The sequence below is a fragment of the Faecalimonas canis genome (assembly GCF_054601575.1).
In genome coordinates, this window is the sequence record NZ_BAAHSI010000008.1 from 12,302 (window position 1) to 36,713 (window position 24,412).

At 37.5% G+C, this 24,412-nt stretch carries 22 protein-coding genes, 1 tRNA gene and 2 riboswitches; of the genes, 5 read left to right on the top strand and 18 right to left on the bottom strand.

What is annotated here, in order from left to right:
• Positions 1 to 5 precede the first annotated feature (5 nt).
• Entirely contained in the window at positions 6 to 1,331 is a 1,326-nt protein-coding gene (gene rho / locus ACYPXO_RS02335) for a transcription termination factor Rho (RefSeq protein WP_459639083.1), read from the bottom strand.
• A gap of 221 nt (positions 1,332 to 1,552) precedes the next feature.
• On the opposite strand from rho, the gene ACYPXO_RS02340 reads away from it, so the two are divergent.
• From ACYPXO_RS02340 to ACYPXO_RS02350, 3 genes are read left to right on the top strand one after another with little or no spacing between them, the layout of a single operon-like run.
• Positions 1,553 to 2,701 (top strand): NAD(P)-dependent malic enzyme, encoded by a 1,149-nt coding sequence (locus ACYPXO_RS02340; RefSeq protein ID WP_459639084.1) that lies wholly within the window; start codon positions 1,553 to 1,555, stop codon positions 2,699 to 2,701.
• Complete coding sequence (locus ACYPXO_RS02345) at positions 2,701 to 3,630, top strand: TIGR01212 family radical SAM protein (RefSeq protein WP_459639085.1); 930 nt, start codon at positions 2,701 to 2,703, stop codon at positions 3,628 to 3,630. Before ACYPXO_RS02340 ends, ACYPXO_RS02345 begins: the two co-directional genes overlap by 1 nt.
• A 14-nt stretch (positions 3,631 to 3,644) precedes the next feature.
• A complete protein-coding gene (locus tag ACYPXO_RS02350; protein ID WP_459639086.1) occupies positions 3,645 to 4,157 on the top strand; it encodes a DUF4364 family protein in 513 nt (170 codons plus the stop codon).
• Positions 4,158 to 4,175: 18 nt separating this feature from the next.
• On the opposite strand, the gene ACYPXO_RS02355 is transcribed toward ACYPXO_RS02350, so the two are convergent.
• Genes ACYPXO_RS02355 through ACYPXO_RS02365 form a run of 3 tightly spaced genes read right to left on the bottom strand, consistent with a single transcriptional unit; the run spans position 4,176 to position 6,919 of the window.
• The gene (locus ACYPXO_RS02355) at positions 4,176 to 5,498 is read right to left on the bottom strand and encodes a replication-associated recombination protein A (RefSeq protein WP_459639087.1); all 1,323 of its coding nucleotides are present in this window, start codon (positions 5,496 to 5,498) and stop codon (positions 4,176 to 4,178) included.
• A gap of 10 nt (positions 5,499 to 5,508) precedes the next feature.
• Entirely contained in the window at positions 5,509 to 6,225 is a 717-nt protein-coding gene (locus ACYPXO_RS02360; RefSeq protein ID WP_459639088.1) for a tRNA threonylcarbamoyladenosine dehydratase, read from the bottom strand.
• Between the two features lie 13 nt (positions 6,226 to 6,238).
• Positions 6,239 to 6,919, bottom strand: coding sequence for a polysaccharide deacetylase family protein (locus ACYPXO_RS02365; RefSeq protein ID WP_459639089.1), 681 nt, complete (start codon positions 6,917 to 6,919; stop codon positions 6,239 to 6,241).
• A 430-nt stretch (positions 6,920 to 7,349) separates the two neighbouring features.
• Here ACYPXO_RS02365 and ACYPXO_RS02370 point away from each other — a divergent pair, with 430 nt between their 5' ends.
• Positions 7,350 to 8,459, top strand: coding sequence for an IS4 family transposase (locus tag ACYPXO_RS02370; RefSeq protein WP_459639090.1), 1,110 nt, complete (start codon positions 7,350 to 7,352; stop codon positions 8,457 to 8,459).
• Between the two features lie 197 nt (positions 8,460 to 8,656).
• On the opposite strand, the gene ACYPXO_RS02375 is transcribed toward ACYPXO_RS02370, so the two are convergent.
• The 7 genes from ACYPXO_RS02375 to ACYPXO_RS02405 all read right to left on the bottom strand — a co-directional run bounded on the left by ACYPXO_RS02375 (position 8,657) and on the right by ACYPXO_RS02405 (position 16,580).
• Positions 8,657 to 9,223, bottom strand: coding sequence for a flavin reductase family protein (locus ACYPXO_RS02375; RefSeq protein WP_459639091.1), 567 nt, complete (start codon positions 9,221 to 9,223; stop codon positions 8,657 to 8,659).
• Positions 9,224 to 9,232: 9 nt separating this feature from the next.
• Complete coding sequence (locus ACYPXO_RS02380; RefSeq protein WP_459639092.1) at positions 9,233 to 10,885, bottom strand: putative manganese-dependent inorganic diphosphatase; 1,653 nt, start codon at positions 10,883 to 10,885, stop codon at positions 9,233 to 9,235.
• Positions 10,886 to 11,001: 116 nt separating this feature from the next.
• Positions 11,002 to 11,670 (bottom strand): S1 RNA-binding domain-containing protein, encoded by a 669-nt coding sequence (locus tag ACYPXO_RS02385; RefSeq protein WP_459639093.1) that lies wholly within the window; start codon positions 11,668 to 11,670, stop codon positions 11,002 to 11,004.
• A 68-nt stretch (positions 11,671 to 11,738) separates the two neighbouring features.
• On the bottom strand, positions 11,739 to 13,016 hold the full coding sequence (locus tag ACYPXO_RS02390; protein WP_459639094.1) for a hypothetical protein: 1,278 nt from the start codon (positions 13,014 to 13,016) through the stop codon (positions 11,739 to 11,741).
• 10 nt (positions 13,017 to 13,026) lie between these two features.
• Complete coding sequence (locus tag ACYPXO_RS02395) at positions 13,027 to 14,940, bottom strand: NAD(+) synthase (protein WP_459639095.1); 1,914 nt, start codon at positions 14,938 to 14,940, stop codon at positions 13,027 to 13,029.
• Positions 14,941 to 14,943: 3 nt separating this feature from the next.
• On the bottom strand, positions 14,944 to 15,822 hold the full coding sequence (hslO, locus tag ACYPXO_RS02400; RefSeq protein ID WP_459639096.1) for an Hsp33 family molecular chaperone HslO: 879 nt from the start codon (positions 15,820 to 15,822) through the stop codon (positions 14,944 to 14,946).
• 2 nt (positions 15,823 to 15,824) lie between these two features.
• On the bottom strand, positions 15,825 to 16,580 hold the full coding sequence (locus ACYPXO_RS02405; RefSeq protein ID WP_459639097.1) for a class I SAM-dependent DNA methyltransferase: 756 nt from the start codon (positions 16,578 to 16,580) through the stop codon (positions 15,825 to 15,827).
• A 121-nt stretch (positions 16,581 to 16,701) separates the two neighbouring features.
• A riboswitch (M-box (ykoK) riboswitch) is annotated at positions 16,702 to 16,870 on the top strand.
• Positions 16,871 to 17,020: 150 nt separating this feature from the next.
• On the opposite strand from ACYPXO_RS02405, the gene mgtE reads away from it, so the two are divergent.
• A complete protein-coding gene (gene mgtE / locus ACYPXO_RS02410; protein ID WP_459639098.1) occupies positions 17,021 to 18,352 on the top strand; it encodes a magnesium transporter in 1,332 nt (443 codons plus the stop codon).
• 42 nt (positions 18,353 to 18,394) lie between these two features.
• On the opposite strand, the gene ACYPXO_RS02415 is transcribed toward mgtE, so the two are convergent.
• The 7 genes from ACYPXO_RS02415 to ACYPXO_RS02445 form a co-directional block, all read right to left on the bottom strand.
• Positions 18,395 to 19,747, bottom strand: a complete 1,353-nt coding sequence (locus tag ACYPXO_RS02415; protein WP_459639099.1) for an MATE family efflux transporter — start codon at positions 19,745 to 19,747, stop codon at positions 18,395 to 18,397.
• Positions 19,731 to 20,240, bottom strand: a complete 510-nt coding sequence (locus ACYPXO_RS02420) for a dihydrofolate reductase (RefSeq protein WP_459639100.1) — start codon at positions 20,238 to 20,240, stop codon at positions 19,731 to 19,733. The genes ACYPXO_RS02415 and ACYPXO_RS02420 overlap by 17 nt, the downstream gene beginning before the upstream one ends.
• 12 nt (positions 20,241 to 20,252) lie before the next feature.
• Positions 20,253 to 21,101 (bottom strand): thymidylate synthase, encoded by an 849-nt coding sequence (gene thyA / locus ACYPXO_RS02425; RefSeq protein ID WP_459639101.1) that lies wholly within the window; start codon positions 21,099 to 21,101, stop codon positions 20,253 to 20,255.
• Positions 21,102 to 21,117: 16 nt separating this feature from the next.
• Positions 21,118 to 21,678 (bottom strand): folate family ECF transporter S component, encoded by a 561-nt coding sequence (locus ACYPXO_RS02430; RefSeq protein ID WP_459639102.1) that lies wholly within the window; start codon positions 21,676 to 21,678, stop codon positions 21,118 to 21,120.
• Positions 21,679 to 21,752: 74 nt separating this feature from the next.
• Positions 21,753 to 21,852: riboswitch (THF riboswitch) on the bottom strand.
• Between the two features lie 85 nt (positions 21,853 to 21,937).
• On the bottom strand, positions 21,938 to 23,398 hold the full coding sequence (locus ACYPXO_RS02435; protein WP_459639103.1) for an APC family permease: 1,461 nt from the start codon (positions 23,396 to 23,398) through the stop codon (positions 21,938 to 21,940).
• 220 nt (positions 23,399 to 23,618) lie between these two features.
• The gene (locus ACYPXO_RS02440) at positions 23,619 to 24,257 is read right to left on the bottom strand and encodes a GntR family transcriptional regulator (protein ID WP_459639104.1); all 639 of its coding nucleotides are present in this window, start codon (positions 24,255 to 24,257) and stop codon (positions 23,619 to 23,621) included.
• Between the two features lie 38 nt (positions 24,258 to 24,295).
• Positions 24,296 to 24,367 (bottom strand) — tRNA-Gly (locus ACYPXO_RS02445).
• Between the last annotated feature and the right edge of the window lie 45 nt (positions 24,368 to 24,412).

Below are 24,412 nucleotides of genomic sequence, written 5' to 3' on the forward strand. Positions count from 1 at the left end.
TGTTTCTACAGGAATTTCGTTTTTCGTACTGTTTGTACTAATTCTTCATTATTTTTCGTTCGCGAAAACATATTTAAAATACTATCCACCGCTTCCTCAGCCTTCATTCCATTCAATGCTTTACGCATACTGTTAACCGCTTCCTGTTCATCCAGCGATAATAAAAGATCTTCGCGTCTTGTACCGGATTTTGCAATATCAATAGCAGGGAACACTCTTTTCTCCTGCAGTTTTCTGTCTAAAACAAGTTCCATATTTCCCGTACCTTTAAACTCTTCGTAAATAACATCGTCCATCTTACTTCCCGTATCCACAAGGGCTGTTGCCAAAATAGTAAGACTTCCACCCTCACGCATATTTCTCGCTGCACCAAAAAATCTTTTCGGCATATGAAGAGCAGCCGGATCCAAACCGCCTGAAAGTGTTCTTCCGCTTGGAGAAACCGTCAGATTGTACGCTCTTGAAAGTCTTGTAATACTGTCTAATAAAATAGTAACATCTTTCTTATGTTCTACCAATCTCTTAGCACGTTCAATTACCATTTCCGAAACACGTTTATGATGTTCCGGCAATTCATCAAATGTAGAATAAATTACTTCCACATTTTTACCGCAGATTGCCTCTCGAATATCGGTTACTTCTTCCGGTCTTTCGTCAATTAGCAGGATTAAAAGATGCATTTCCGGATTATTTTTCAAAATAGAAAGTGCAACTTCCTTTAACAATGTAGTTTTTCCCGCTTTTGGCGGAGAAACAATCATACCGCGCTGTCCCTTACCGATTGGGGAAATCAAATCCATAATACGCATTGCCACACTGCTTCCTGTACCTTCTAAGTGCAGTCTTTCATTTGGGAAAATAGGTGTCATCTCTTCAAAACAACTTCTTTGGGAAGCCTCTGCAGGATTTAACCCGTTTATTTTTGTCAGATACAATAGTGCGCTGAATTTTTCTGTCGGAGATTTCACTCTTGTATTTCCCACAACAATATCACCTGTTTTTAAATTAAAACGACGAATCTGCGAAGGAGATACATACACATCATTTTCTCCCGGAAGATAGTTCGCACAACGAATAAATCCGTATCCATCAGGAAGCACTTCTAAAATACCGTTTGCTACAATTCCGCTGTCAAGTTGTTCAATATCCGCCGTTCCCGATTTCTCATTTTTCACTTCTTCTCTTACCGCTTTTGCCTTGTCCTTTTCATCTTCAACCAACATTAATTCAATAATGTCCGCTTTCTTCATTGTCGAAATACCTTTTAAATGTCTTGCCTTTGCTAATTCTCTCAAAGTTGCCAATGGTAAAGACTCATATTTTTCTTTCATATTTTTCTTCCTTCCTTATTCACTTAACACTGTGGGAATTCTCGTCAGAACTGACTTTCTTTGAATTATGTGCTAATTATACACTATTTTTTTTTAAAAGCAAAGAGTTTCTCAGAAATTTTATCATGTTGATTTGCTTTCACAGGAATGGTATATTAATGTACAGAGAAACCGTCAATGTTTTATTTGACTGTGTAAAAATAAGGAAAAGGTGTGAAATTATGACGACAAACGAAAAAGCATTACAGATGCATGAACAATGGAAAGGTAAAATCGAAACAGTAGCAAAAGCAAAAGTAAACTCCCGCGAAGACCTTGCAATCGCATACACTCCGGGTGTTGCAGAACCTTGTAAAGTAATTGCCGAGGACAGAGATGCTGTTTATAAATACACAATGAAGGCTAACACAATCGCCGTTATTTCTGATGGAAGCGCCGTTCTCGGACTTGGAAATATCGGTGCATACGCCGCACTTCCCGTTATGGAGGGAAAGGCTGTTCTTTTCAAAGAATTTGGAAATGTCAATGCAGTTCCTATCTGTCTTGACACACAAGATACGGAAGAAATTATTAAAACAGTTGTAAATATTGCTCCTGCGTTCAGTGGAATTAATCTAGAGGACATTTCTGCTCCGCGTTGTTTTGAAATCGAAGAACGTTTAAAAGAACTTCTTGACATCCCCGTTTTCCATGATGACCAGCACGGAACTGCCATTGTCGTATTAGCAGGTATCATCAACGCACTTAAACTTACAGGAAAAGAAAAAGAACACTGTAAAGTAGTTGTAAACGGTGCAGGTTCTGCCGGAATTGCCATCACAAAACTTTTACTCACTTACGGATTCAAACATATTACAATGTGCGATATTAATGGAATGATTTCCAAAGCATCTCCAAATCTAAACTGGGCACAGAAAAAAATGACAGAATTGACAAACCTTGAAGGAAAAATAGGTTCTCTCACGGACGCTTTAAACGGTGCGGATATTTTCATCGGTGTTTCCGCTCCAAATATCGTCACAAAAGAAATGGTACAGTCCATGAATAAAGATGCTATTTTGTTTGCCATGGCAAACCCTGTTCCTGAAATCATGCCGGATTTGGCAAAAGAAGCAGGTGCAAGAGTTGTCGGTACAGGACGTTCCGATTTTCCAAATCAAGTAAACAATGTCGTTGCATTTCCTGGTATCTTTAAAGGCGCTTTGGAAGGGCGTGCCACACAAATTACAGAAGAAATGAAACTTGCCGCTGCAAATGCCATTGCAGGACTTGTATCAGATGAAGAATTAAGTGACACAAATATTCTCCCGGAAGCATTTGATCCACGCGTTGCAGATGTAGTAAGCAATGCGGTAAAATCTCTTATCTAATGAAACGTTGGGGTGAAAAACGATACTATTCCCTCGATTATTATTTAAGGGAAGTTTACGGCGAAAAGTTATATAAACTTTCCCTTAACGGAGGAATGACCTGTCCAAACCGTGACGGAACACTGGACAATCGGGGATGCATTTTTTGCAGTGCGGGCGGCTCGGGAGATTTTTCCGCCCCTTCCTCCATTAATATAAAAGAGCAGATTGCCTACGGCAAGAAATTAGTAGAAAGAAAATATACGGGGCATTCGTATATTGCCTATTTTCAAGCATATACAAATACTTATGCCCCCGTTTCGTATTTGGAAAAAATTTTTACTGAGGCTATTGAAGAACCAGAAATCAAAATACTCTCAATAGCAACCCGTCCCGACTGTCTGGGTAAAGATGTTTTAGATTTACTCACACGATTAAACAAAATCAAACCTGTATGGGTTGAATTAGGGCTACAGACAATTCATGAAGAAAGTGCCTTATTTATCAGGCGGGGCTACCCGTTAAATGTTTTTGAAACTGCCGTTAAAAATCTTCGTACTATCGGAATCACAGTTATTGTCCATACAATTCTTGGACTTCCAAATGAAACCGAAGAGATGATGCTAGAAACTATTTCCTATCTAAATCGGTTAGATATTCAAGGCATTAAACTTCAGTTACTGCATATCCTAAAAGGAACGGATATGGCAATATTCTTTAAAAATCATGAATTTCATCTTCCCACTTTAGAAGAATATATGGTATTATTAAGTAGATGTATATCTTTACTCCGTCCAGATATTGTGGTTCACCGCCTTACAGGTGACGGTCCTAAAGATTTACTTATCGCACCACTTTGGACAGGCAGCAAACGTTTTGTCCTAAATTCCATACAGCGATATTTTAAAAGCGAAGACATATGGCAGGGAAAAGAATATTTCCCTCAGTAGAAAGGGGTGTTTGTATGTCTGAAACCTTTACTTTATACAAACTCATTGTATTATATATGTTGGAAAAAGTTGATTTTCCTCTTACAAACGGACAAATTTCAGAATTTATTTTGGATAAAGGCTATACCACTTATTTCAAATTGCAGCAAGCATTATCAGAAATGGTGGACGCCCGATTTATTCAGGAAGAAACAACCCACAATCGTACTTTATATCATCTTACGGAAGAGGGCAGCGAAACAATCCAGTTTTTTATTAACAAACTATCTCCTGCCATTCGCGACGATATAGATGCGTTTTTTAAAGAGCATAAATACGAATTAAAAAATGACGTTTCCGTTAAAGCAGATTATTTTCCAAATGCCAATCAGGAATTTTCTGTCCGCTGCCAGATTATTGAAAATAATGCAAGTCTTATGGAACTTGTTCTTACCGTTCCTTCCGAACATGAAGCGGAAACCATCACAAATAACTGGCGTCAGAAAAACGAAGAAATTTATGCTTTTCTTATGAAAAATCTGTTATAAACGTACAAAGCACGCTTCTTAATAGGAACGTGCTTTTATTCTGTCCAAATATTCTTTTATCTCCTTTTCATGTCCGTTTTCTGTCGGATGATAGAAAGTCACATCTTTTATCTCATCAGGGAGATACTGTTGTTTTACATAATGTTCTGGATAATCATGAGCATATTTATATCCTATACCATGCCCTAAATTTTTCGCCCCTTTATAATGAGAATCCTGTAAATGTGGCGGAACCGTTGTCTTTTGATTTTTCACATTATCCATTGCATTGTTAATTGCCATATAGGAAGCGTTACTCTTCGGAGCAGACGCCACATATGTTACCGCCTGTGCCAAGATAATTCTCGCCTCCGGCATACCGATTCTTTCTACTGCCTGCGCCGCCGATACAGCTACGGTCAAAGCATTCGGATCTGCATTTCCCACATCTTCCGATGCACAAATCATAATACGCCTTGCAATAAATTTAATATCTTCCCCCGCATATAACATTTTCGCCAAATAGTAAACTGCCGCATCAGGATCTGATCCCCTCATACTTTTAATAAATGCTGAAATCGTATCATAATGGTTATCTCCGGTTTTATCATAACGCACAACTCTTTTTTGAATACATTGTTCTGCCACTTCCAACGTAATGTGAATTTTCCTATCCTCACTTCTAGGTGTTGTCAGTATACCCAACTCTATTGCATTTAACGCATTTCTAGCATCTCCGCCTGAAATATCCGAAAGAAATTCCAACGCATCCTCGTCTATCTCTCCATGATACGTTCCCATTCCTTTTTCCGTGTCATATACCGCACGTTTTAACAGGATTTTTATATCTTCTTTGTCCAACGGTTTCAATTCAAATACGCTGGAGCGAGAAAGTAATGCCCCATTTACTTCAAAATACGGATTTTCCGTTGTTGCACCAATTAAAATAATTGTGCCATCTTCCACAAACGGAAGGAGGTAATCCTGCTGTCCTTTATTAAATCGATGAATTTCATCTATAAATAAAATTGTTCTTTTTCCGTACATTCCCAAATTATTTTTCGCCTGTCCGATAACGGATTCCATATCCTTTTTTCCGGCAACAGTTGCATTCATCTGCATAAATTCTGCACTTGTTGTATTGGCAATCACCTTCGCCAAAGTCGTTTTCCCTGTTCCCGATGGACCATAAAAAATAATAGAACTTAATTTATCCGCCTTAATGGCACGATAAAGCAATTTATCTTTTCCAATAATATGTTGCTGCCCTACCACTTCTTCCAATGTTGTCGGTCGAAGCCTTGATGCTAAAGGCGACTCTTTTTCTTTCGTATTTTCCCGCATATATTCAAATAAATCCATATTGTTTCACCTACACTCCTGCTAATTCCCTAATGACTTCTCCTGCGATAATCAATCCTGCCACAGAGGGAACAAAAGCAACACTTCCCGGAAGAGAACGGCGTTTTCCCTTTTCTTCCCCTGTCACTCGTTCCGAAATATTAATCGGCTGCTCATCAGAATACAATACTTTTAATTTTCGTATTCCTCTCGCCTTCAGTTCTTTTCGCATTACCTTGCAAAGAGGGCATACTGATGTTTTGTAAATATCAGTAATTTCAAATCTTTCAGGATATAATTTATTCCCCGTTCCCATACTGCTGATTATCGGAATATCCTTCTTCTTCGCCATTTCCACCAAAGCAAGTTTTGCCGTTACTGTATCAATGGCATCAATAATATAATCCACCTGCTCTGTAAATAGTGTTTCGATATTTTCAGGAAGAACAAACATTTCATGTGTTATTACTTCAATCTCCGGACAAATATCTTCTATTCTTTCTTTCATTATTTCCGTCTTATATCTTCCTACCGTACTGTGATAAGCAATGGACTGCCTGTTAATGTTTGTTATAGAAACCACATCGTTATCCACAAGAATAAGTTTCCCAACTCCGCTTCTTGCAAGGGCCTCTATACAATGAGAACCTACTCCCCCGACTCCAAAAACCATTACCGAAGATTTCTTCAGATTTGAAACTCCTTCCTCTCCGAGCAGCAGTTCTGTTCTTGAATATTCGTTTATCATTGCATTCTCCAATCTATTCTAATATAAGTTTATCTACCGTCACAAATTCATACCCTTCTTTCTGTAAAATATCAATAATCCGAAGGGCTGCATCGACTGAACTCTGATAGCAGTCGTGCATTAATATAATATCATTTTCTTTTACCTCCGTCACTACTTTATTCACAATTTCATCTGTGTTTTCCGTTGTCCAGTCCAAAGGGTCAATCGACCACGCCACCGGAAATACGTCCATTCTTCCAATTAGATTTTTCTTCCAACTTCCAAAAGGCGCTCGCAAATATTCTACATTTTCCTTTGTCACCTTCTCAATCACCTGATTTGTCTTCCTTATTTCCGACACAGCCTCCTCGTCTGATATTTTACTTATATCTACATGGTTATATGTATGATTTCCTATGAGATGTCCTTCTTCTTTTTCCCGCTGAATCAATTTGGGATTTGCCTCTGCCATTTTCCCTATGACAAAAAAACTTGCCTTTACGTTTCTCTCTTTTAAACCGTCCAACAATCGAGGCGTATATGTTTCACTTGGTCCGTCATCAAATGTAATCGCTATTCTGGGCTTTTCTGACAATATTTTTTCTGTTTCCACCACCTCCTGTCTATGCGGAAAATTTATCCCCAATGCCTGAAGTAATACGAATGTGTATAACAATCCACACAAACAGGACCCGTTTTTTATTTTTTTCATTTTACACAACCCTTTTCTCTATATTCTATAAAACATATGAAAATGTTATATAAAACTTTCTTTCTCTATAACAAATAAAAAATAACAGGCTGTTACACCAATGTCATTAAGTTAAGATATTGAAAATGTATTTTCTTATAGAGCAAGGTATATAGAAATATGTACCCTGCTCTTTTTTTGCGATTTTAAAAAAAGGGTTGACAAATATCAAAAAATTTGCGGCGAAGCCCCTTGTTTATAGGAGGTGACGTTAATGAACTTAAAAATTGTTTACTAAAGATTATTGATAAAATGGCACTTTCTTCTGACGTCTTTAATCTTTCAGGAAAGCCGGCTTTTTGTCGTAAAAGTAAATTCAACTTTTCCACGTTAATTCAATTTATTCTTTCTTTTGGATGTAACAGTCTTGGACATGAGATAGGAGAATTTTTTGAATATAGGAAAGGGTTTCCAACTGTGTCAGCATTTGTCCAACAAAGAAAAAAAACTCAGTTACACTGCCTTAGAACATCTGTTTTATCGCTTTAATGAATGTACATTTAAAAAACCTGTCCTTTATAAAAATTATCGTTTACTTGCAATTGATGGAAGTGATTTTTTACTACCTTACAACTCTCAAGAAGATAATGTTATGGGTGATAATCATTTCTCGACACTCCATTTGAATGCACTTTTTGATGTTTGTAGTAAAAACTTTTTGGATGCCATTGTTCAAAAGGGATTGCACGAAAACGAAACTGGTGCAGCATGTGAACTTGTGGATCGAATCGATGAAAAACATCCTGTTATAATCATGGCAGACCGTGGTTATGAGAACTATAATCTTTTTGCTCATATTGAAGAGAAACTTTTTGATTATGTTATAAGGGTTAGAGATTCTGATAGTTCCTGTATGGTTTCTGGGCTAAATCTTCCCAAAACAGAGGAATATGATATTACAAAACGGGTGGTATTAACTAGACATTCCACTGGTCCAGCTGCGATTAACACAAAAAAATATAAGTATCTTTCAAAAAAGTCCCGATTTGATTATATTGAAAATAGCAAAAGTCCTGATTATGAGATAACAATACGGTTTGTCAGGTTTCTTTTGGATGACAATACATATGAAGTTCTTGCAACGAGCCTTCCAGAAGAAATATTTTCAACGGAGGATTTGAAAGAAATCTATCATCAAAGATGGGGAATAGAAACCGGCTTCAGAGAATTGAAATATATTCTTGGATTGTCTGCATTTCATTCTAAACAGGAGAATTCCATTTTACAGGAAATATATGCAAGATTAGTTATGTACAACTTTAGCATGTTGATTGCTCAACATGTAAAACCAAAAGAAAAAGACCTGAAGTATAAACTACAGATCAATTTCACGCAGGCTACCAAAATCTGTTTGAACTTTTTCAGGTACAAAGGAAAGGAGCCTCCTTATGATATTGAAGCCACAATTCAACGGTTCTTACTCCCAATAAGACCCAACCGAAAACGACAGCGAGTTTCTGTCAGTACATGTGTGGTTTCATTCAATTATAGATTAGCATAAATCAGAAATAATTCAATCCTTTTTACTCCTCCGATTTCGAAGGAGTTATTGTAGTACAAAAAATCAAACGAAATTTTTCTTGTAATACAAAATCAGAGCATATCCGAATTAGATATACTCTGATTTGTATATTTTTGTTTTGAATTGTCATTTACATCATTTTAACTTAATGACATTGGCTGTTACACCTGTTATCCTTATTTCTTCTTTCTGACGCTATATCCAAAAGTTCCAAGCAAATTTCCGACACCATAATATTCTCCGTGAGAATATACAATCGGTTTTGCCCTTGACAATTCAAATTTATTTTTTTCATTCAAATAAGTTTCGTCAATATCAACCGCAACAACATCTGCCAAAAACATATGATGAGATCCTAATTCTTCAATCTTTCTCACTTTACATTCAATATTGACAGGACTTTCCTTAATAAGAGGAGCATTAACAATACTTGCTTTCTCTTCTGTCAGTTTCATTTCTTTAAATTTGTGTACATCTCTTCCCGAACGCACACCACAATAATCTGTCGCATAAGCCAAAGCCTCTGTTGTAAGATTTACAACAAATTCTCCGGTACTTTTTAAAATATCGTAAGAATATCTCTCCGGTCGAACAGAGATAGACAGCATCGGCGGATTTGTACAAATAGTTCCCGCCCATGCCACTGTTATAATATTAGATTTTCCATTCTCATCTGCCATACTGACCATAACGGCAGGCAATGGATATAACATATTTCCTGCTTTCCATGTCTGTTTTGCCATTTTTTCTCCTTAACTCTGCAATGATACTACAATCGCAGGTATCAACTGTTTTTTACGCGATACAACACCTTTTAAAATAATCTCTTCCGTATCCCCCGACAAATCAAATGCTTCCAACACAAGATTTTTTGCATTATTTCCAACACAGAGTAATTCGGTTGCTTCTTCAATAATATTAGTCAACATAATGAACATCATATCAATACCTTTTTCCACAAGAGCAGTTTTTAAATACGGTAAAATACGTTCCTTAATCTCATCTAATTCTTCTTTACTCATTGAATTAATCTGTCCTACACCAAAATCAACTCCGCTTACTTCAAACTTTTTGAAATCCTGAAAACAAATTTCTTTTGCCGTCTTATTAACAAGATTACTTCCTGCCTTAAACATATTTCCTGCCAGTTCTTCAATATCAATATGTGCAATTTCAGCCAATTCTCTCCCTGCTTTTTCATCTACTGCCGTACAAGTTGGCGAACGGAACATTAGTGTATCTGAAGTAATCGCCGAACAGAGAAGACCTGCTATTGTTTCATCAATCTCTACGTTATTTTCTAAATACATCTGATATACGATTGTTGCTGTACATCCTACGGGCTGATTTCTGAAATATACCGGACCAACGGTTTCAATTCCCGTTCCTAAACGATGATGATCTATAATCTCTAATATATCTGCTTCTTCTATTCCGTCAACCGCCTGTGTTTTTTCATTATGGTCCACTAAAATAATCTGCTTTTTCTTCGCATCCAATAAACGTCTTCGGGAAATAAATCCCACAAATCTTCCATGTTTATCAATAACAGGGAAATCACGATAACGCTTTTTCGTCATAACTTCTTTAATATCATCAATATAATCACTCGTCTTAAATGCAGTAAAATTTTCTTTTGTCATAAAATGTTTTACCGGAATACTCTGGTTAATCAATCTCGCCACCGTAAACGTATCGTGAGGTGTGCGGATAATAACACAACTTCTCTCTTCCGCAATCTTTTTGATTGTTTTTGAAACAGTTGCATTCTGACATACAACAAGACAACTTGCATCCATTTCTAACGCACACAATTGGGATTCATAACGGTTTCCTAAAATAACCAAATCGTCCTGCTCAATAAAGTTTTCCATTAATTCAGGACTGGATGCGGCAATAACCACCTTCCCTTTAATAAAGTAAGCGTGTTCATTTCCAGTTACAATCTCCCCGTCCAATGTATTTGCAATACTTCTGTACTGCGTTCTTGCAGACGCCAATATATTGCTATCATACACTTCCATATAAGAAGTAGCAATATCACCGATTGTAATCAACCCTTCCAATTCCCCGTTTACTGTAACCGGCATTGTTTTCGTATTATTCTCTTTCATCAATGCCCAAACTTTTTTAATGGATACACTGCTCTCCACACCCGACATCTTATTAATGTCAATATCTTTTACCTGTGTCTGTACATTATTTAACAGCCCCGGAGGAGTTACGCCAAAGCGTTTCAATACATATTGCGTTTCCTCATTTATCTGTCCCGCTCTCTTGGCAATATAATCATCTCCCGTAATCTGCTTTTTCAAATTTGCATATGCCAATGCAGAACAGATTGAGTCCGTATCCGGATTTTTATGCCCCACCACATATACTTTTCTTGCTTTCTTGTTTTCCATAAATTCTATATCACTCCTCGTTTAAATAGGTTGCTATTTTTTACTATGCAAGTGAAAAAAGAAACAGTCAAAGAACGTACTTCCATGACTGTTTTCTTCGCTAATCAACCTTTTTCTTACAATTGAATGTTTTTAAATAAATCCCCTAAACTTGTTCCGATTTCCTCTGCTTTTGGGATTTCCACTTCCTCAACCACTTCCTCTTCCGGTTCAATTAACGCTTTCATGCTCAGGCTGATTTTACCGTCTTTGACTCCGATAACTTTTACCGTAACTGTATCTCCTACTGCCAATACATCCTTTGAAGATTTGATACGTTTATCAGAAATCTGAGAAATATGTACAAGTCCGGACAAATCATTTTCCAAATGCACAAATGCACCGTAAGTCTGTAAAGATTCTACCGTACCTTCCAAAACGCTTCCCACTTCCACAGTGCTAAGTCTGCGTGCTTTTTCTTCATTTTCCTTCTCTTTTAAAATTTCTCTGGCAGACAGTACTAATTTATTCTCCGCCTGATTAACATCAATGACACGCACTTCAATCTCTTTCAATAAATATGCCTCTATATTTTCCACATAAGAAAGAGATAAACGTGAAACAGGAATAAATCCTCTGATTCCTTCAATATATGCGATTGCTCCACCATTTACAATTCCTTCTACTTTAACGGAAAGATTTCTCCCTTCTTCCATATAGCGTGTGACAATGTTCCACGGATTTGCCACATCAAACTGGTCTTCATAATCTGCCATAGTTTCTGTCTGTAATTGTTCTTCGCTCATAATCTACACCTCTTCACTACTTCATTCTGTGCAATTATTGTACCACAAATATATACTAAATTGCACCCCTACTTTTTCTTTTCACGTTCTTTAATAATCATCACAATCTGATAAATACAATATGGTATCAAGGATATTACACCTGCCATTAAGAAAAACGGTATGGTAAACACGATAACAACTATTTTCACCACTGTCGATACTTTACCGATAGCCTTCAAAAGAAGATATACTCCATTAATTATCCCCGCTATGAGCCAGCCACCCAACAAACCTATTTGAAGTGCAAACAATGCTCTATTTCCCCAGAGGAGTAACTCTACATCCATCATCGATAACGACTGATAAAGCCGAAGCCCCATAGCGCTGTAAATAATAAAGCCAATCGCATATCCCAAAACTATCCAAAGCAGGTAATTTATCCTTTGTCTTCGTTTGTACTTTTTTCTTCCGTTAAAAAATTTCAAATCCGGTTTTTCTTTGTACAACTGATTTTCTTCCCACCGTACACTCTCTGACACATTCTGCTCTTCCTCTTCTTTTCCGTTCATAACTGCCAGAAGTCTTTCAGCATTTTTTACATAGTATGTACGGTTTCCATGTTCTAAGACAAACTGACAATATTCTTTTGCCTTATCTATATTCCCTCTTCCAAACTCTGCTCTTGCCATCAATGTATATACGGAAACCTTCTGAAGCATTCGGGACATTTCAGAAGCACATTCTGAAATCAGTTTATCATAGACTGGATAATCTTTTCGATATGCCGACACTTGCAAATCCATCCACTTTATCTGCTGAATAATCAATTTCTTTTCCATTGCTTTAGCATTCTTCAATTTCTTTTCCAAAACATTTTTCACCTTTGCCAACTGCTCTTCGTCATGTTTAACGGAAAAATACATTCTCATAAAATCATAATAACTCAATTCAAAACGTGATGGCAAATCAGAAAAGTCTATTTTGTTCATTAACTCGTATGCCGAATCTTCATATCCCTGCATTATAAGTGCCGTAGCAATCTGGATATTGTAAAAATTTTTTACTCGCTCTTTTTTTGCTTTCATGCGAAAGTATTCGCATATTTCTTTGAAACGAAACGGATCACATTCCTCATACAAAACATCTTGCATTTTCTTCATTTGGGTTCTTTTCCAAAATCCAAAAGATAGTTCCGCACCTAATATAATAATCGTAGAAACTCCCCACACACCACCTATATCGTTAGTGCTAATTAGTTCGTATCCTGTAAAAAGTAACCAGCCAATTACAACAATATAAAGTATTATTGTACCAAAATACACTCGTTTCCTATAATTTTCCGCCCATTTTCTATCCGTAGACACCCACTCCTTTTTACAATTGCTCTAAATCCTCCATCCAAATTGTCATACACGCATCACTCGGCATTCTCAAATCTCCTCTTGGAGATAATCCTACCGTTCCGACCTTTGGTCCATCCGGCAGACATGAACGTTTAAATTGTTGTGTAAAGAAACGCCTGCAAAAACTCTTCAACCATTTTAAAATTGTTGCATCTTCATATTCACCGGCAAACGCTTTCTTGGCAAGACGATAAATTTTAGAAGGTTCATAACCATATCGAAGCATATAATACAAATAAAAGTCATGCAATTCGTAAGGTCCTACCACATCTTCTGTTTTTTGTTCAATTTCTCCCTCTTTCGCTGGAAGAAGTTCAGGACTGATTGGTGTATCTAAAATATCCAATAATGCTTTTTGTAAAGTTTTATCTTCGCATTCTAAAGCACAGTGTTTTACGATAAACTGTACAAATGTTTTCGGAATGGAAGAATTAACTCCGTACATAGACATATGATCGCCGTTATACGTTGCCCAGCCAAGCGCCAACTCTGACATATCTCCCGTTCCGATTACCATACCGTTTTCCATATTGGCAATATCCATTAACACCTGTGTTCTTTCACGCGCCTGTGCATTTTCATAAGTAACATCAAAAAGATCTTCTCTTTGCCCGATGTCTTTAAAATGATTTTTAACCGCCTCACGAATCGAAATTTCCCGAAGAGTCACACCCAGTTTTTCAATCAAAATACACGCATTTTGATATGTTCTGTCCGTCGTTCCAAAACAAGGCATCGTCACTGCCGTAATATTTTTCCGATCAATTCCAATCATATCAAATGTTTTCACTGCCACAAGCAATGCTAATGTAGAATCTAAACCACCGGAAACACCAATAACAACATTTTTACAATTTGTATGCTGTAAACGTTTTTTCAATCCTAATGCCTGAATCATCAAAATCTCTTCACAACATTCATCTCTTTCTTTTTCATCTTCAGGAATAAACGGCATCCGGGAAATACTTCTTGTCAACTCTGTTTCTTCCTTTTCGATTTCAAAAGGCACTGTAACCAAGAAATGTTTCCCGCTCATCTGCTGAAAAGTCGTATTCTTTCTTCTCTCATTTAATAGGCGGTGTACGTCTATTTCCGAATAAATGACATCATTCATATAACGTCTTGATTCTTTTAAAACAGTTCCGTTTTCTGCAATAATATTATGTCCTCCGAAAACTAAATCTGTTGTAGATTCTCCCGCACCTGCGTTGGCATATACATATCCTGCAATCATTCTGGCAGACTGCCCCGAAATTAAAGATGTTCTATACCCGTCTTTACCATATGTTTCACTACTTGCCGAACAGTTTACAAGAATTGTCGCTCCCTCTGTTGCCGCCATAATGCTTGGTGGAATCGGTGACCAGACATCCTCACAAATTTCTGCAGAAACAATCAATTCTTCCATACCTTTTGCCTTAAAGAGAATTTGCGGTCCAAACGCAACCTGCTCGCCTTCGTACAAAATTACTCTTGCTTCTTCCGGACCTGCCTGAAACGTTCTCATCTCATAAAATTCCGAATAGTTTGGCAAAAATGTTTTTGTCACCAATCCTATAATTTTCCCTTTATTTAACGCCGCCGCCACGTTATATAGTTTTCCATTAATTGCCAACGGAACACCTACAAAAACCAAGGCGTCTTTATTCTCTGTGTAAGCCGCAATTTCATTTAATGCCTCTCTGGCACGTTCCAACAAAATATCCTGAAAAAATAAATCTCCACAAGTATATCCCGTCACGCAGAGTTCCGGAAAAACAACGATTTTTGCCCCATTGGCAACCGTTTCATCAATTAGTTTGCAAATCTGCTCTGTGTTATATGAAATATCTGCCACCTTAATATCCGGTGTCGCTGCCGCTACTTTTACAAACCCCTGTTTCATAATCTATCTGCTCCTTTTTAACATTTCTTTTAATTCTTCTACGGAAAATGTATAGTTCGTGTTACAGAAATGGCAGTTTACTTCTATTTCTTTTCCGTCATCAATCATTTCCTGAATATCTTTCTTACCGATACTGATAATCGCTTTTTCTACCCTTTCTTTTGTACAGTTACAGTAAAACTGAGTTGGAACTGTATCCGTAAATTCAACGTCCAATCCTTCCAATACTTCTTCCAAAATATTTTCCGGTGTATACCCCCTATCTAACATTGCCGTAACAGACGAAATTTTCTTAATATTTTCTTCCAATTTCGACAATACCTCTTCCTCAACAAAAGGCATAACCTGTACAATAAATCCGCCTGCCTGTTTTACCGTATTATCTTTTTCCATTAATACCCCCAACCCTACTGAAGACGGAACCTGTTCAGATGTGGCAAAATAATACGTCAAATCTTCCGCAATCTCACTTGTCTGTAAAATTGTCTGCCCCACATACGGCTCTTTTAAGCCCATATCTTTAATAACGCTTAATACCCCCAAATCCAATGCGCCTGCAACATCTAATTTTCCCTGTTTATTCGGTGGCAACATAACATTTGGATTTTCCACATACCCTTTAACATTTCCGTGTCGGTCCGCCGTAACGGTCAACGCTTTAATCGGTCCGTCACATTTAATCTGAATAGTAAGCATATCCGTATCGTTTTTCATCATACTTCCCATCATTGCACCGCCTGTCAAAAGCCTTCCAAGCGCTGCTGTTGCAACAGGGCTCGTATTGTGCGCCTGTCTTGCTTTTTCCACTACGTCTTTTGTTGTTGCGGCAAATGCACGAATCTGGTTATTTCCTGCTGTTGCTCTTACAATATAATCTTTCATTTCTATTTTCCTCTTTCCCTTGCTATTACATAAACTCGTTCACTGTTTTCTCTTGGTTCTTCATGAGTAAACGCATCATACGCTGCCACATATTCCAACCCCGACTTCTCTACCAAACGACGAATCGTTTCCAAGCAATATGCTTTCTGATAATGAGTTTCCTCATACTTATGATAATAATCTGACTCTCCCTCACGGATAAACAAACTGAGTTCATACTCATTTATCTCTTCCTCATCATAATAATAATTATCCCAAATAAAACTGCATTCATCTCTGTTTTCCGCAATTGTCCTATCTCCCAAAAGTTCCCGATATTTATAAATGGTATTGAAATCAAAAATAAATATCCCTTTCGGGTCCAAGTAATTATTTACAAGTCTGAAAACTTCCGTCAATTCATCTTCTTCCATGATATAATTGATTGAATCACAGACACTGACAACTGCTTTTACCGTGCCATATAACTCAAACTCTCTCATATCCTGTAAAAGATACAAAATATCATGACCGGAAGATAACTTCTTCTCAAGGGCAATCTCCAGCATTTCTTCAGCATTATCTATTCCAATCATATCGTATCCTGCCGATGCAAGCAATTCCGTCATCGTCCCTGTTCCACACCCCAGTTCCAAGACCAGCCCTTCCGTCACTCCGTATTCTGTTAAAAGTTCTTTTACATAAACACTCCATTCTTCATACGGAATATTATCCATAAACGTATCATAGACAGATGCAAAACTTGTATACGCTTCCATTTGGAAATCACCTCTTTCTAAAACATAATCTGTTTTATTATACCATATCTTTTTATTTAAAATCAATCCCGCTAATTTTTCTTGACACACTATTTATTCCGCGTTAGAATGTAGAAGAAATAAATAAACTCGGTAGGTGAGGTTACCATAGGGATTTGGTTTTTCCTAAGATTGCTGCCGCAAAATTGTGGAGACACAATTAGTTGGTTAGCAGGCTATGTCGGAACAAGGCATAACCTAATGCAATTTTTATGCCCTATGATACTAAAGCTTGAACGATGTCCATTGTGGGAGTATTTTTATACCTTGTCATTGTTTAAGCAGTGACAAGGTTTTTTATTTTTATTCAGAAAGGCAGGTGAGGGCAATGGATGCTGGGGCCAGTAGGTATATCTTAATATTGGTAAATAAAATAAAAAAAGAAAAAAGGAGATGTCATCATGAACACAACAATTTTTATGGAACTTTTGGCAAAAAGAGAATTCAAAGCCATTCGGAGCATTCTAGAAGTGATGAACGCAGTGGACATTGCCATTCTGCTTTCCGAATTAGAAGATAAGGAACTTGCATTGGCATTCCGCCTAATTCCAAAAGACAAGGCAGCCGATGTATTTTCCAATATGAATAACTCCATGCAGACTTATCTCGTAAATATTTTCACAGAAAAAGAATTAAAAGAACTGCTGGATGATCTGTATATGGATGATACCGTAGATATGTTGGAAGAACTTCCTGCAAATCTTGTTACAAGAATACTGGACACGGTTGACAGTACAAAAAGAAACAGCATCAACCAGTTGCTGAATTACCCTGACGACAGTGCCGGAAGTATTATGACAACTGAATATGTCAATCTAAAAAAATCCATGACAGTTAAAGATGCTATGCTACACATTAAAGCGGTAGGTATTCACAAAGAAACCATTTACACTTGCTATGTACTTGAACATCGCCGTCTAATCGGTATTGTGTCCGCCAAAGACTTAATGACAATGGAAGATGATACTGTCATTGAAGAAATCATGGAAACAGAAATCATCTCCGTTTCCACTCATACCGATCAGGAAGAAGTCGCAAAACTTTTCTCTAAATACGGACTTCTCGCTGTTCCTGTATTGGACACGGGAAATTTAATGGTCGGTATCGTCACTGTCGATGACGCTATGGATGTTATGGTTGATGAGGCAACAGAAGATATTACCATTATGGCAGCTGTAAACCCAAGTGAGAAATCTTATTTTGAAACTTCTGTTTTTTCTCACGCAAAAAACCGTTTTTTATGGTTGTTGATTTTAATGCTTTCTTCTACTATCACCGGATCAATCATCACCAAATATGAAAACGCGTTCGCAGCTATACCGCTTCTTGTATCATTTATTCCAATGTTAATGGATACCGGTGGAAACTGCGGTTCACAAAGTTCAACTTTGATTATCCGAGGACTCGCCTTGGAAGAAATTAAATTTTCGGATATTTTCCGTGTTATGTTTAAAGAATTTCGCATTGCCCTTTTAGTCAGCGCCGGACTTGCCGTTGCAAACGGAATCCGTATTTTCCTAATGTATCATGATGCGAAACTTGCAATTGTAATCGGACTTTCTCTGATTGCTACCGTTATTATCGCAAAATTAATCGGCTGTATCCTTCCGTTATTTGCAAAAAAATTGCATTTAGACCCTGCCATTATGGCTGCACCGCTTATCACAACACTTGTGGATACTTGTTCGATTATCATTTATTTTTCTATTGCAACAAAAATATTTGCTTTATAGACAAAAACTCAGACCAATTCAAAATCGGTCTGAGTTTTTTAGTTATTCTTTTTCCGCCAGCATTTTCTTCAAATAAACTAAGAACCATGCTACTAAAATCACGCCTTTAAAAATACTTGAAATGGTAATACTCCACCAAATTCCGTTTAAACCTAATGCTGTTGATGTAAGTGCTATAGCCATCGGAATGCGGGCTGCTGTCAAAATAATGCTTGAAATTGACGGTGGAATTGTCTTTCCCAGTCCCGAAAACGCTCCTGCCGTTGTCAACTCAATACACATAAAAAGTTGGGATACTCCTAAAATTTTCAAATAATCTACTCCCATCGGAAGTACATCTGCTTCCGGAATAAAAATTTTAAAAATAACCGCCGGAAATACCATAAGTACAAACGTACAAAAAATTCCCCACACGATTTCTATACGCATTGCCACTTTATATCCCTGTACAATTCTCTTTTTATTTTTCGCCCCATGGTTCTGTGCCATAAAAGCATTTACAGCCGCACCAAATCCTTCGGCAGTCATCCATGAAATAGACTCAATCTGAGAACCCACTTTCTGAACTGCCACCGCACTATCACCAAATCCTGCAATCATTCGTGCGATAATCATAGAAATACTTGTAAAAATCATACTCTGCACACCTGTCGGAAAACCGATTTTTACAATTGTCATCATACTTTTCTTATCCACTTTTTCAAGCAAACGCACCTTTTGAAAAATAATCTCATCTTTTAAAGCCGCCATAATAAATACGCCTGTTACAATCATCTGTGCAAAAACCGTCGCAATTCCTGCACCCATAACACCCATTTTAGCAAAAGGACCTACGCCGAAAATCAGAACAGGATCCATAATAATATTAATAACAAGCCCTGCTGCAGTTGCTACAAAAGATGTCCTACTATTTCCCATAGCCGTCATAATTCCGGTAAAAATCTGATTTAAAAAGGAGAAAATCACTCCCCCGCAAGTAATCTGTAAATAAATTCTTGCATCAGCAACCACCTGCCCGCTGTTCAGTTTAAAAAAATCAATCAGCGGATTTGCCAGTACAACTGCCAGCACACCATAAATCAAACCTAACGCTATCCCTAACTGCAATGCGCTTTTTGCATAACTTACCGCCTGTTTATCTTCTTTCGCCCCCAAAGCCTGCGCTACTTTTACCTGACCGCCCATTTTTGCCAATGTAGCCAGTCCGTTTGCCAGCCACATATACATTCCAGCGGCGCCTACCGCCGCCACGGCTGAACTTCCCACTCTTCCAATCCAAATCATATCCGTCAGGTTGTACGCCATCTGGATAAGTGATGTCGCCATAATCGGAAGTGCCAACCCTGACAGTGACGGCAGAATCGGCCCTTCTAACAGATTAATGTTTTTCTTCATTTCCTTTCACTCTCTCATATCTTGTAAATACATACTCTAAATCAAAATACGTCTGTTCCTCAGTAATCCCCGTCATTTTCCAACCTTCCATTTCATCAAGATTTGGAAAATATGTATCCGCCTCATAAGCATGGTCAATCTTTGTCACATACGCTGTTTTACAATACGGAAGAAGTTGTCTGTAAATACTTTCCCCTCCGATAACATAAATCTCTTCTTCTCCATATTTTTTCAATTCTTCCAATGCCTCTTCCACACTTGTAACGACAACGGCATCTTTTACTTTATAATTTTTATCTTTTGTAATCACGATATTTGTACGGTTTTTAAGAGGCTGTCCTGCCGGAAAACTTTCTAAGGTCTTTCTTCCCATAACAACAACCTTTCCCATTGTTGTTTCACGGAAAAATTTCATATCTGCCGGAATACTTACTAAAAGTCTGTTTCCACAGCCGATTGCCCAGTTTTTATCTACTGCTACGATTAAATTCATTCTCGTTCCTCCTTACACTGCAATTGGAATATTTTTAATCTGCGGACCTGTCTGATAATTATCCAGCCTTACGTCATCCGGTGTAAATTCATAAAAATCTTTTACTTCCGGATTAAGCCAGAATGTAGGAGCCGGATAAGGCTCTCTTGAAATCAACTCTTCAATTAAAGGAATATGTCTGTCGTAAATATGCGCATCCGCAATAACATGAACAAGTTCTCCAACCTGCATATCACACACCTGTGCAAGCATATGCACAAGCACTGCATACTGGCATACATTCCAGTTATTCGCCGCTAAAACGTCCTGCGAACGCTGATTTAAGATAGCATTCAATACTAATTTATCACTGTCCTTTTTCTTTGTCACATTAAATGTCACACTATATGCACATGGGTATAAATTCATCTCATGTAAATCCTGATGTACATAAATATTGGTCATGATACGGCGACTATACGGATTATTTTTCAAATCATAAATAACCCTATCCACCTGATCCATCATTCCTTCTTTGTACTGATGTTTCACTCTCATCTGATAACCGTATGCTTTCCCGATAGAGCCATCCTCATCTGCCCAACTATCCCAAATATGACTATTCAAATCATTAATATTATTTGATTTTTTTTGCCATATCCAAAGCATTTCGTCCACACAACTTTTGATCCCTGTACGACGCAATGTCAATGCCGGAAATTCCTTTGATAAATCATAACGGTTTACTACACAAAATTTTTTCATTGTATAAGCGTAACTGCCGTCCTCCCATTTCGGACGCACCTTCTCGCCTTCCGTACTTACTCCATTATCAATAATGTCACGACACATTTCTATAAACACTTTATCTGCATAACTCATTTCATTATCTTCCCCTTTATTTTTTTACTTTAACCAGTTCAAAAACTCTGGCCTTTGACAGTGCTTTTGCTACAATATAGAAAAGAAAACTTTCAATCGGAACAGACATAACCTGTTTCCATACTCTGACCGGAATTAAAGCCCAAAACGCTTTTCCATACATAATGTGTAACCAGTATGTCCCTAGAAATACATTTACAATAATTGATACAATAATTTTCGCAATCAAAATTCTTTTAAACGTGATTGGACGATGATATAAAATCACCCCATAAATAACCGCTCCCAAAATTGCGTTAAATGTAAATCCAAAGAAATACGCTCCCGTAGGTTTTAACACAAACTTGATAATGTCAGTTACACCACCCATAATTCCGCCTACCACCGGACCGAACAGCAATGCCGTCATTTCATTGGCGATAAAGGAAAATCCGATTTTCAGAAAATCCGTTACCTGAATGGTAAAAAAGAATCCGAGTACGACACCGATTGCAATAAACATCGCAGTCACTACAATCGTTTTCAAATGTTTCAACTCTTGCCAAGAATCCTTAAACTGTGCTTTCATTTGTTCCATAAAAAATACCTCCTTTGCAGTAGTCCTCAAGCCACGCATAGCAGGTATACAATACAAACATATCTGTCATGTGTAGCAGCGGGATGCAAAATATGTACCGCAAGCCATTCACTTTTCGTCCCACCGGCAACTCCCCGTCCGGTCAGCACTTAACGCACATATTTCTACTCTGCTTTTTTATTTTATTTTCTTAGAAATTGTATCACAGTATGAAAAAAGATGCAAAAGAATTTCAAATTCCTCTGCATCTTTTTATTTTTTAGGCTTTTACCGTCACACTTTCTCTATGTTTTTTCGGATTTTTTTCCACTACGTCTTCATAAATCAGTTTCTGGCGTGTACCAAATTTTTCTTTATACTGTTTTCTCGCATATCCATAAAATATAATTCCCAAAAGTATCCATGCTCCTACGATTATCCACTCTTCCGTAATCAACTGAGAATTTCCCGGCACTACATATAACAGACACATGATTGTTGTTGTCAGAACAGCCATTCCTCCAACAAACTTTGCATTTTTCACTTTATACGGCCTGTTCATGTTCGGTTCACTTTTTCTTAGTTTTAAGAAAGAGGCAGAAACCATAAGATACGCAAGACAAACTGCAAAACTTCCCGCATCCGTAATCCATGTCATCATAGATTTACCGAAAAATGGTGCGATTACTGCAATAATTCCTACTAAAAGAATGGAATTTGTCGGTGTTTTTGTTTTCTTATTTACTTTTGCCAAAAATGCCGGTGCCATATGTGATTCAGATAGTGCCGCAATCGCTCTTGAACCACCCATAAAGAATGAATTCCAACTTGTAACAATCCCCATAATACCACCTAAAATACATACTGTAGAAGCAACATCGCTATTGAAATATGCTTTCTTCATCGCATCAGCCGTTACCAACTCAGATATACTCAAATCACCTTTTGACATAATAAGTGAAACTGCAAAAATAATTAACACATACCATGCAACCGCCATAAAAATAGAAAAGATAATAATTTTACCGATTTTCTTAAACGGAATGTTAATCTCCTCTGCCGCCTGCGGAATAACATCAAATCCAACAAGCATAAACGGTGTCATTACCGCAACTTTAAACACACCGCCAATCTCATCCCCTTTCAAAAACATCGGGTCAAGATTTGCCGTATTACCACGAACTACCGAGACCGCTATCAATGCAATTCCTACTAAAGCAATAACAACTGTAAGAATTGTCTGCACGTTTGCCGCTGTTTTCGCTCCCTTATAATTAATATAAGTAATAATAATCGCTGCCACTACCGCTACGGCAACCCAAGAAGCATATACATCAAAACCACCAATTGTATACATATATCCTTTTGTCACAAGTGACGGTGCAATGTATTTAATAACTGTCGGGAAAGCACACGCTTCAAAAGCAACAACACCTACATACCCTAAAATAATTGCCCATGTACAAATAAATGAACCGTTTTTACCAAAAGCCCTCAAACTAAATATATGTTCTCCTCCACATTCCGGCATTGCGGATGTCAGTTCTGCGTAAGTCAGACCTACAAACAATACCATAAATCCGCCGATTCCAAATGCAATCATTGCTCCGACACTGCCTCCATAATTAATCCATTCACCTGTCATAACAATCCAGCCCCAGCCAATCATCGCTCCAAATGCAATAACGAATATATCTTTTGAACTTAAGACTTTATCATATTTTGATTTTTTCTCACCCATAATTTTTCCTCACATTCTGTTTTTATGACAACTTCACTATCTCTAAAAGTTGTCACTCCAAGTAACAACTTTATTATATTCCAAAGTTGTCATTTATTCAAGTACCACTTTGTGAAAAATTACCCAAATTTAGCACATCCATTTTTAGCATATTGTACAGAGAAATAAAAAACCTGACTACCAACAAAATACTGCTGATAATCAGGGTATATTTTCTTCTCTACTTATCGGGATACATAAATCCTTTTACTCTATCGGGACACTCTTCATCACCTGTATAATATACAATGTCATTCAATCGGAAAACTGCTTTTGGTCCCGGTGACATAATCAAAGTTCCCTTTCTTTTTATGGCTATCACTGTCGCAAATGTTTCCTGCCAAAAGTTAATAGAACCAACTGTTTTGTTTAAATACGGTGTTTTTTCCGTAATAACAAGTTCATATGGAATAAACGGATTAATAGAACGATAATTATCGATCTTCTTGATAACTTCATCTAAATATCCGTATAATTCTTTTGTCGCTTTCTGCTGCTTCTCCACATTTTCTAAAATATTTCTTTTCAGACTCTGTATAGACTGCATGTGTTGGTGTTGCTGCAGAAAATTCTTGGCATTATCTTCTGATTTAATAACAACCCCGCTATTCTTCGCAACTTCCACAACGTCCCAGTCAGATAATACGCACATCGCTCTTCGTGCTGTTTCCGATGATACTCCATAACGACTTCCAATGGAAGACCTTGCATACACTTTCATCCCCTCTGTGTAGGTGCCTTCCACAATCTTATACGCAATATCCGCGGCTATTTGCTGGTACTTCGGGATTCCCACTTCATTTTTCAATTCCTTTTCCATAGATTTCCCTCCGAGTTTATACTTTTATATACAAAAAAAGCACGAGACGGGATTCGAACCCGCGACCCTCGCCTTGGCAAGGCGATACTCCACCACTGAGCCACTCGTGCATATTTGTTCTGCTCGTCAGAACAATTATTCAATTATTTCTTTTT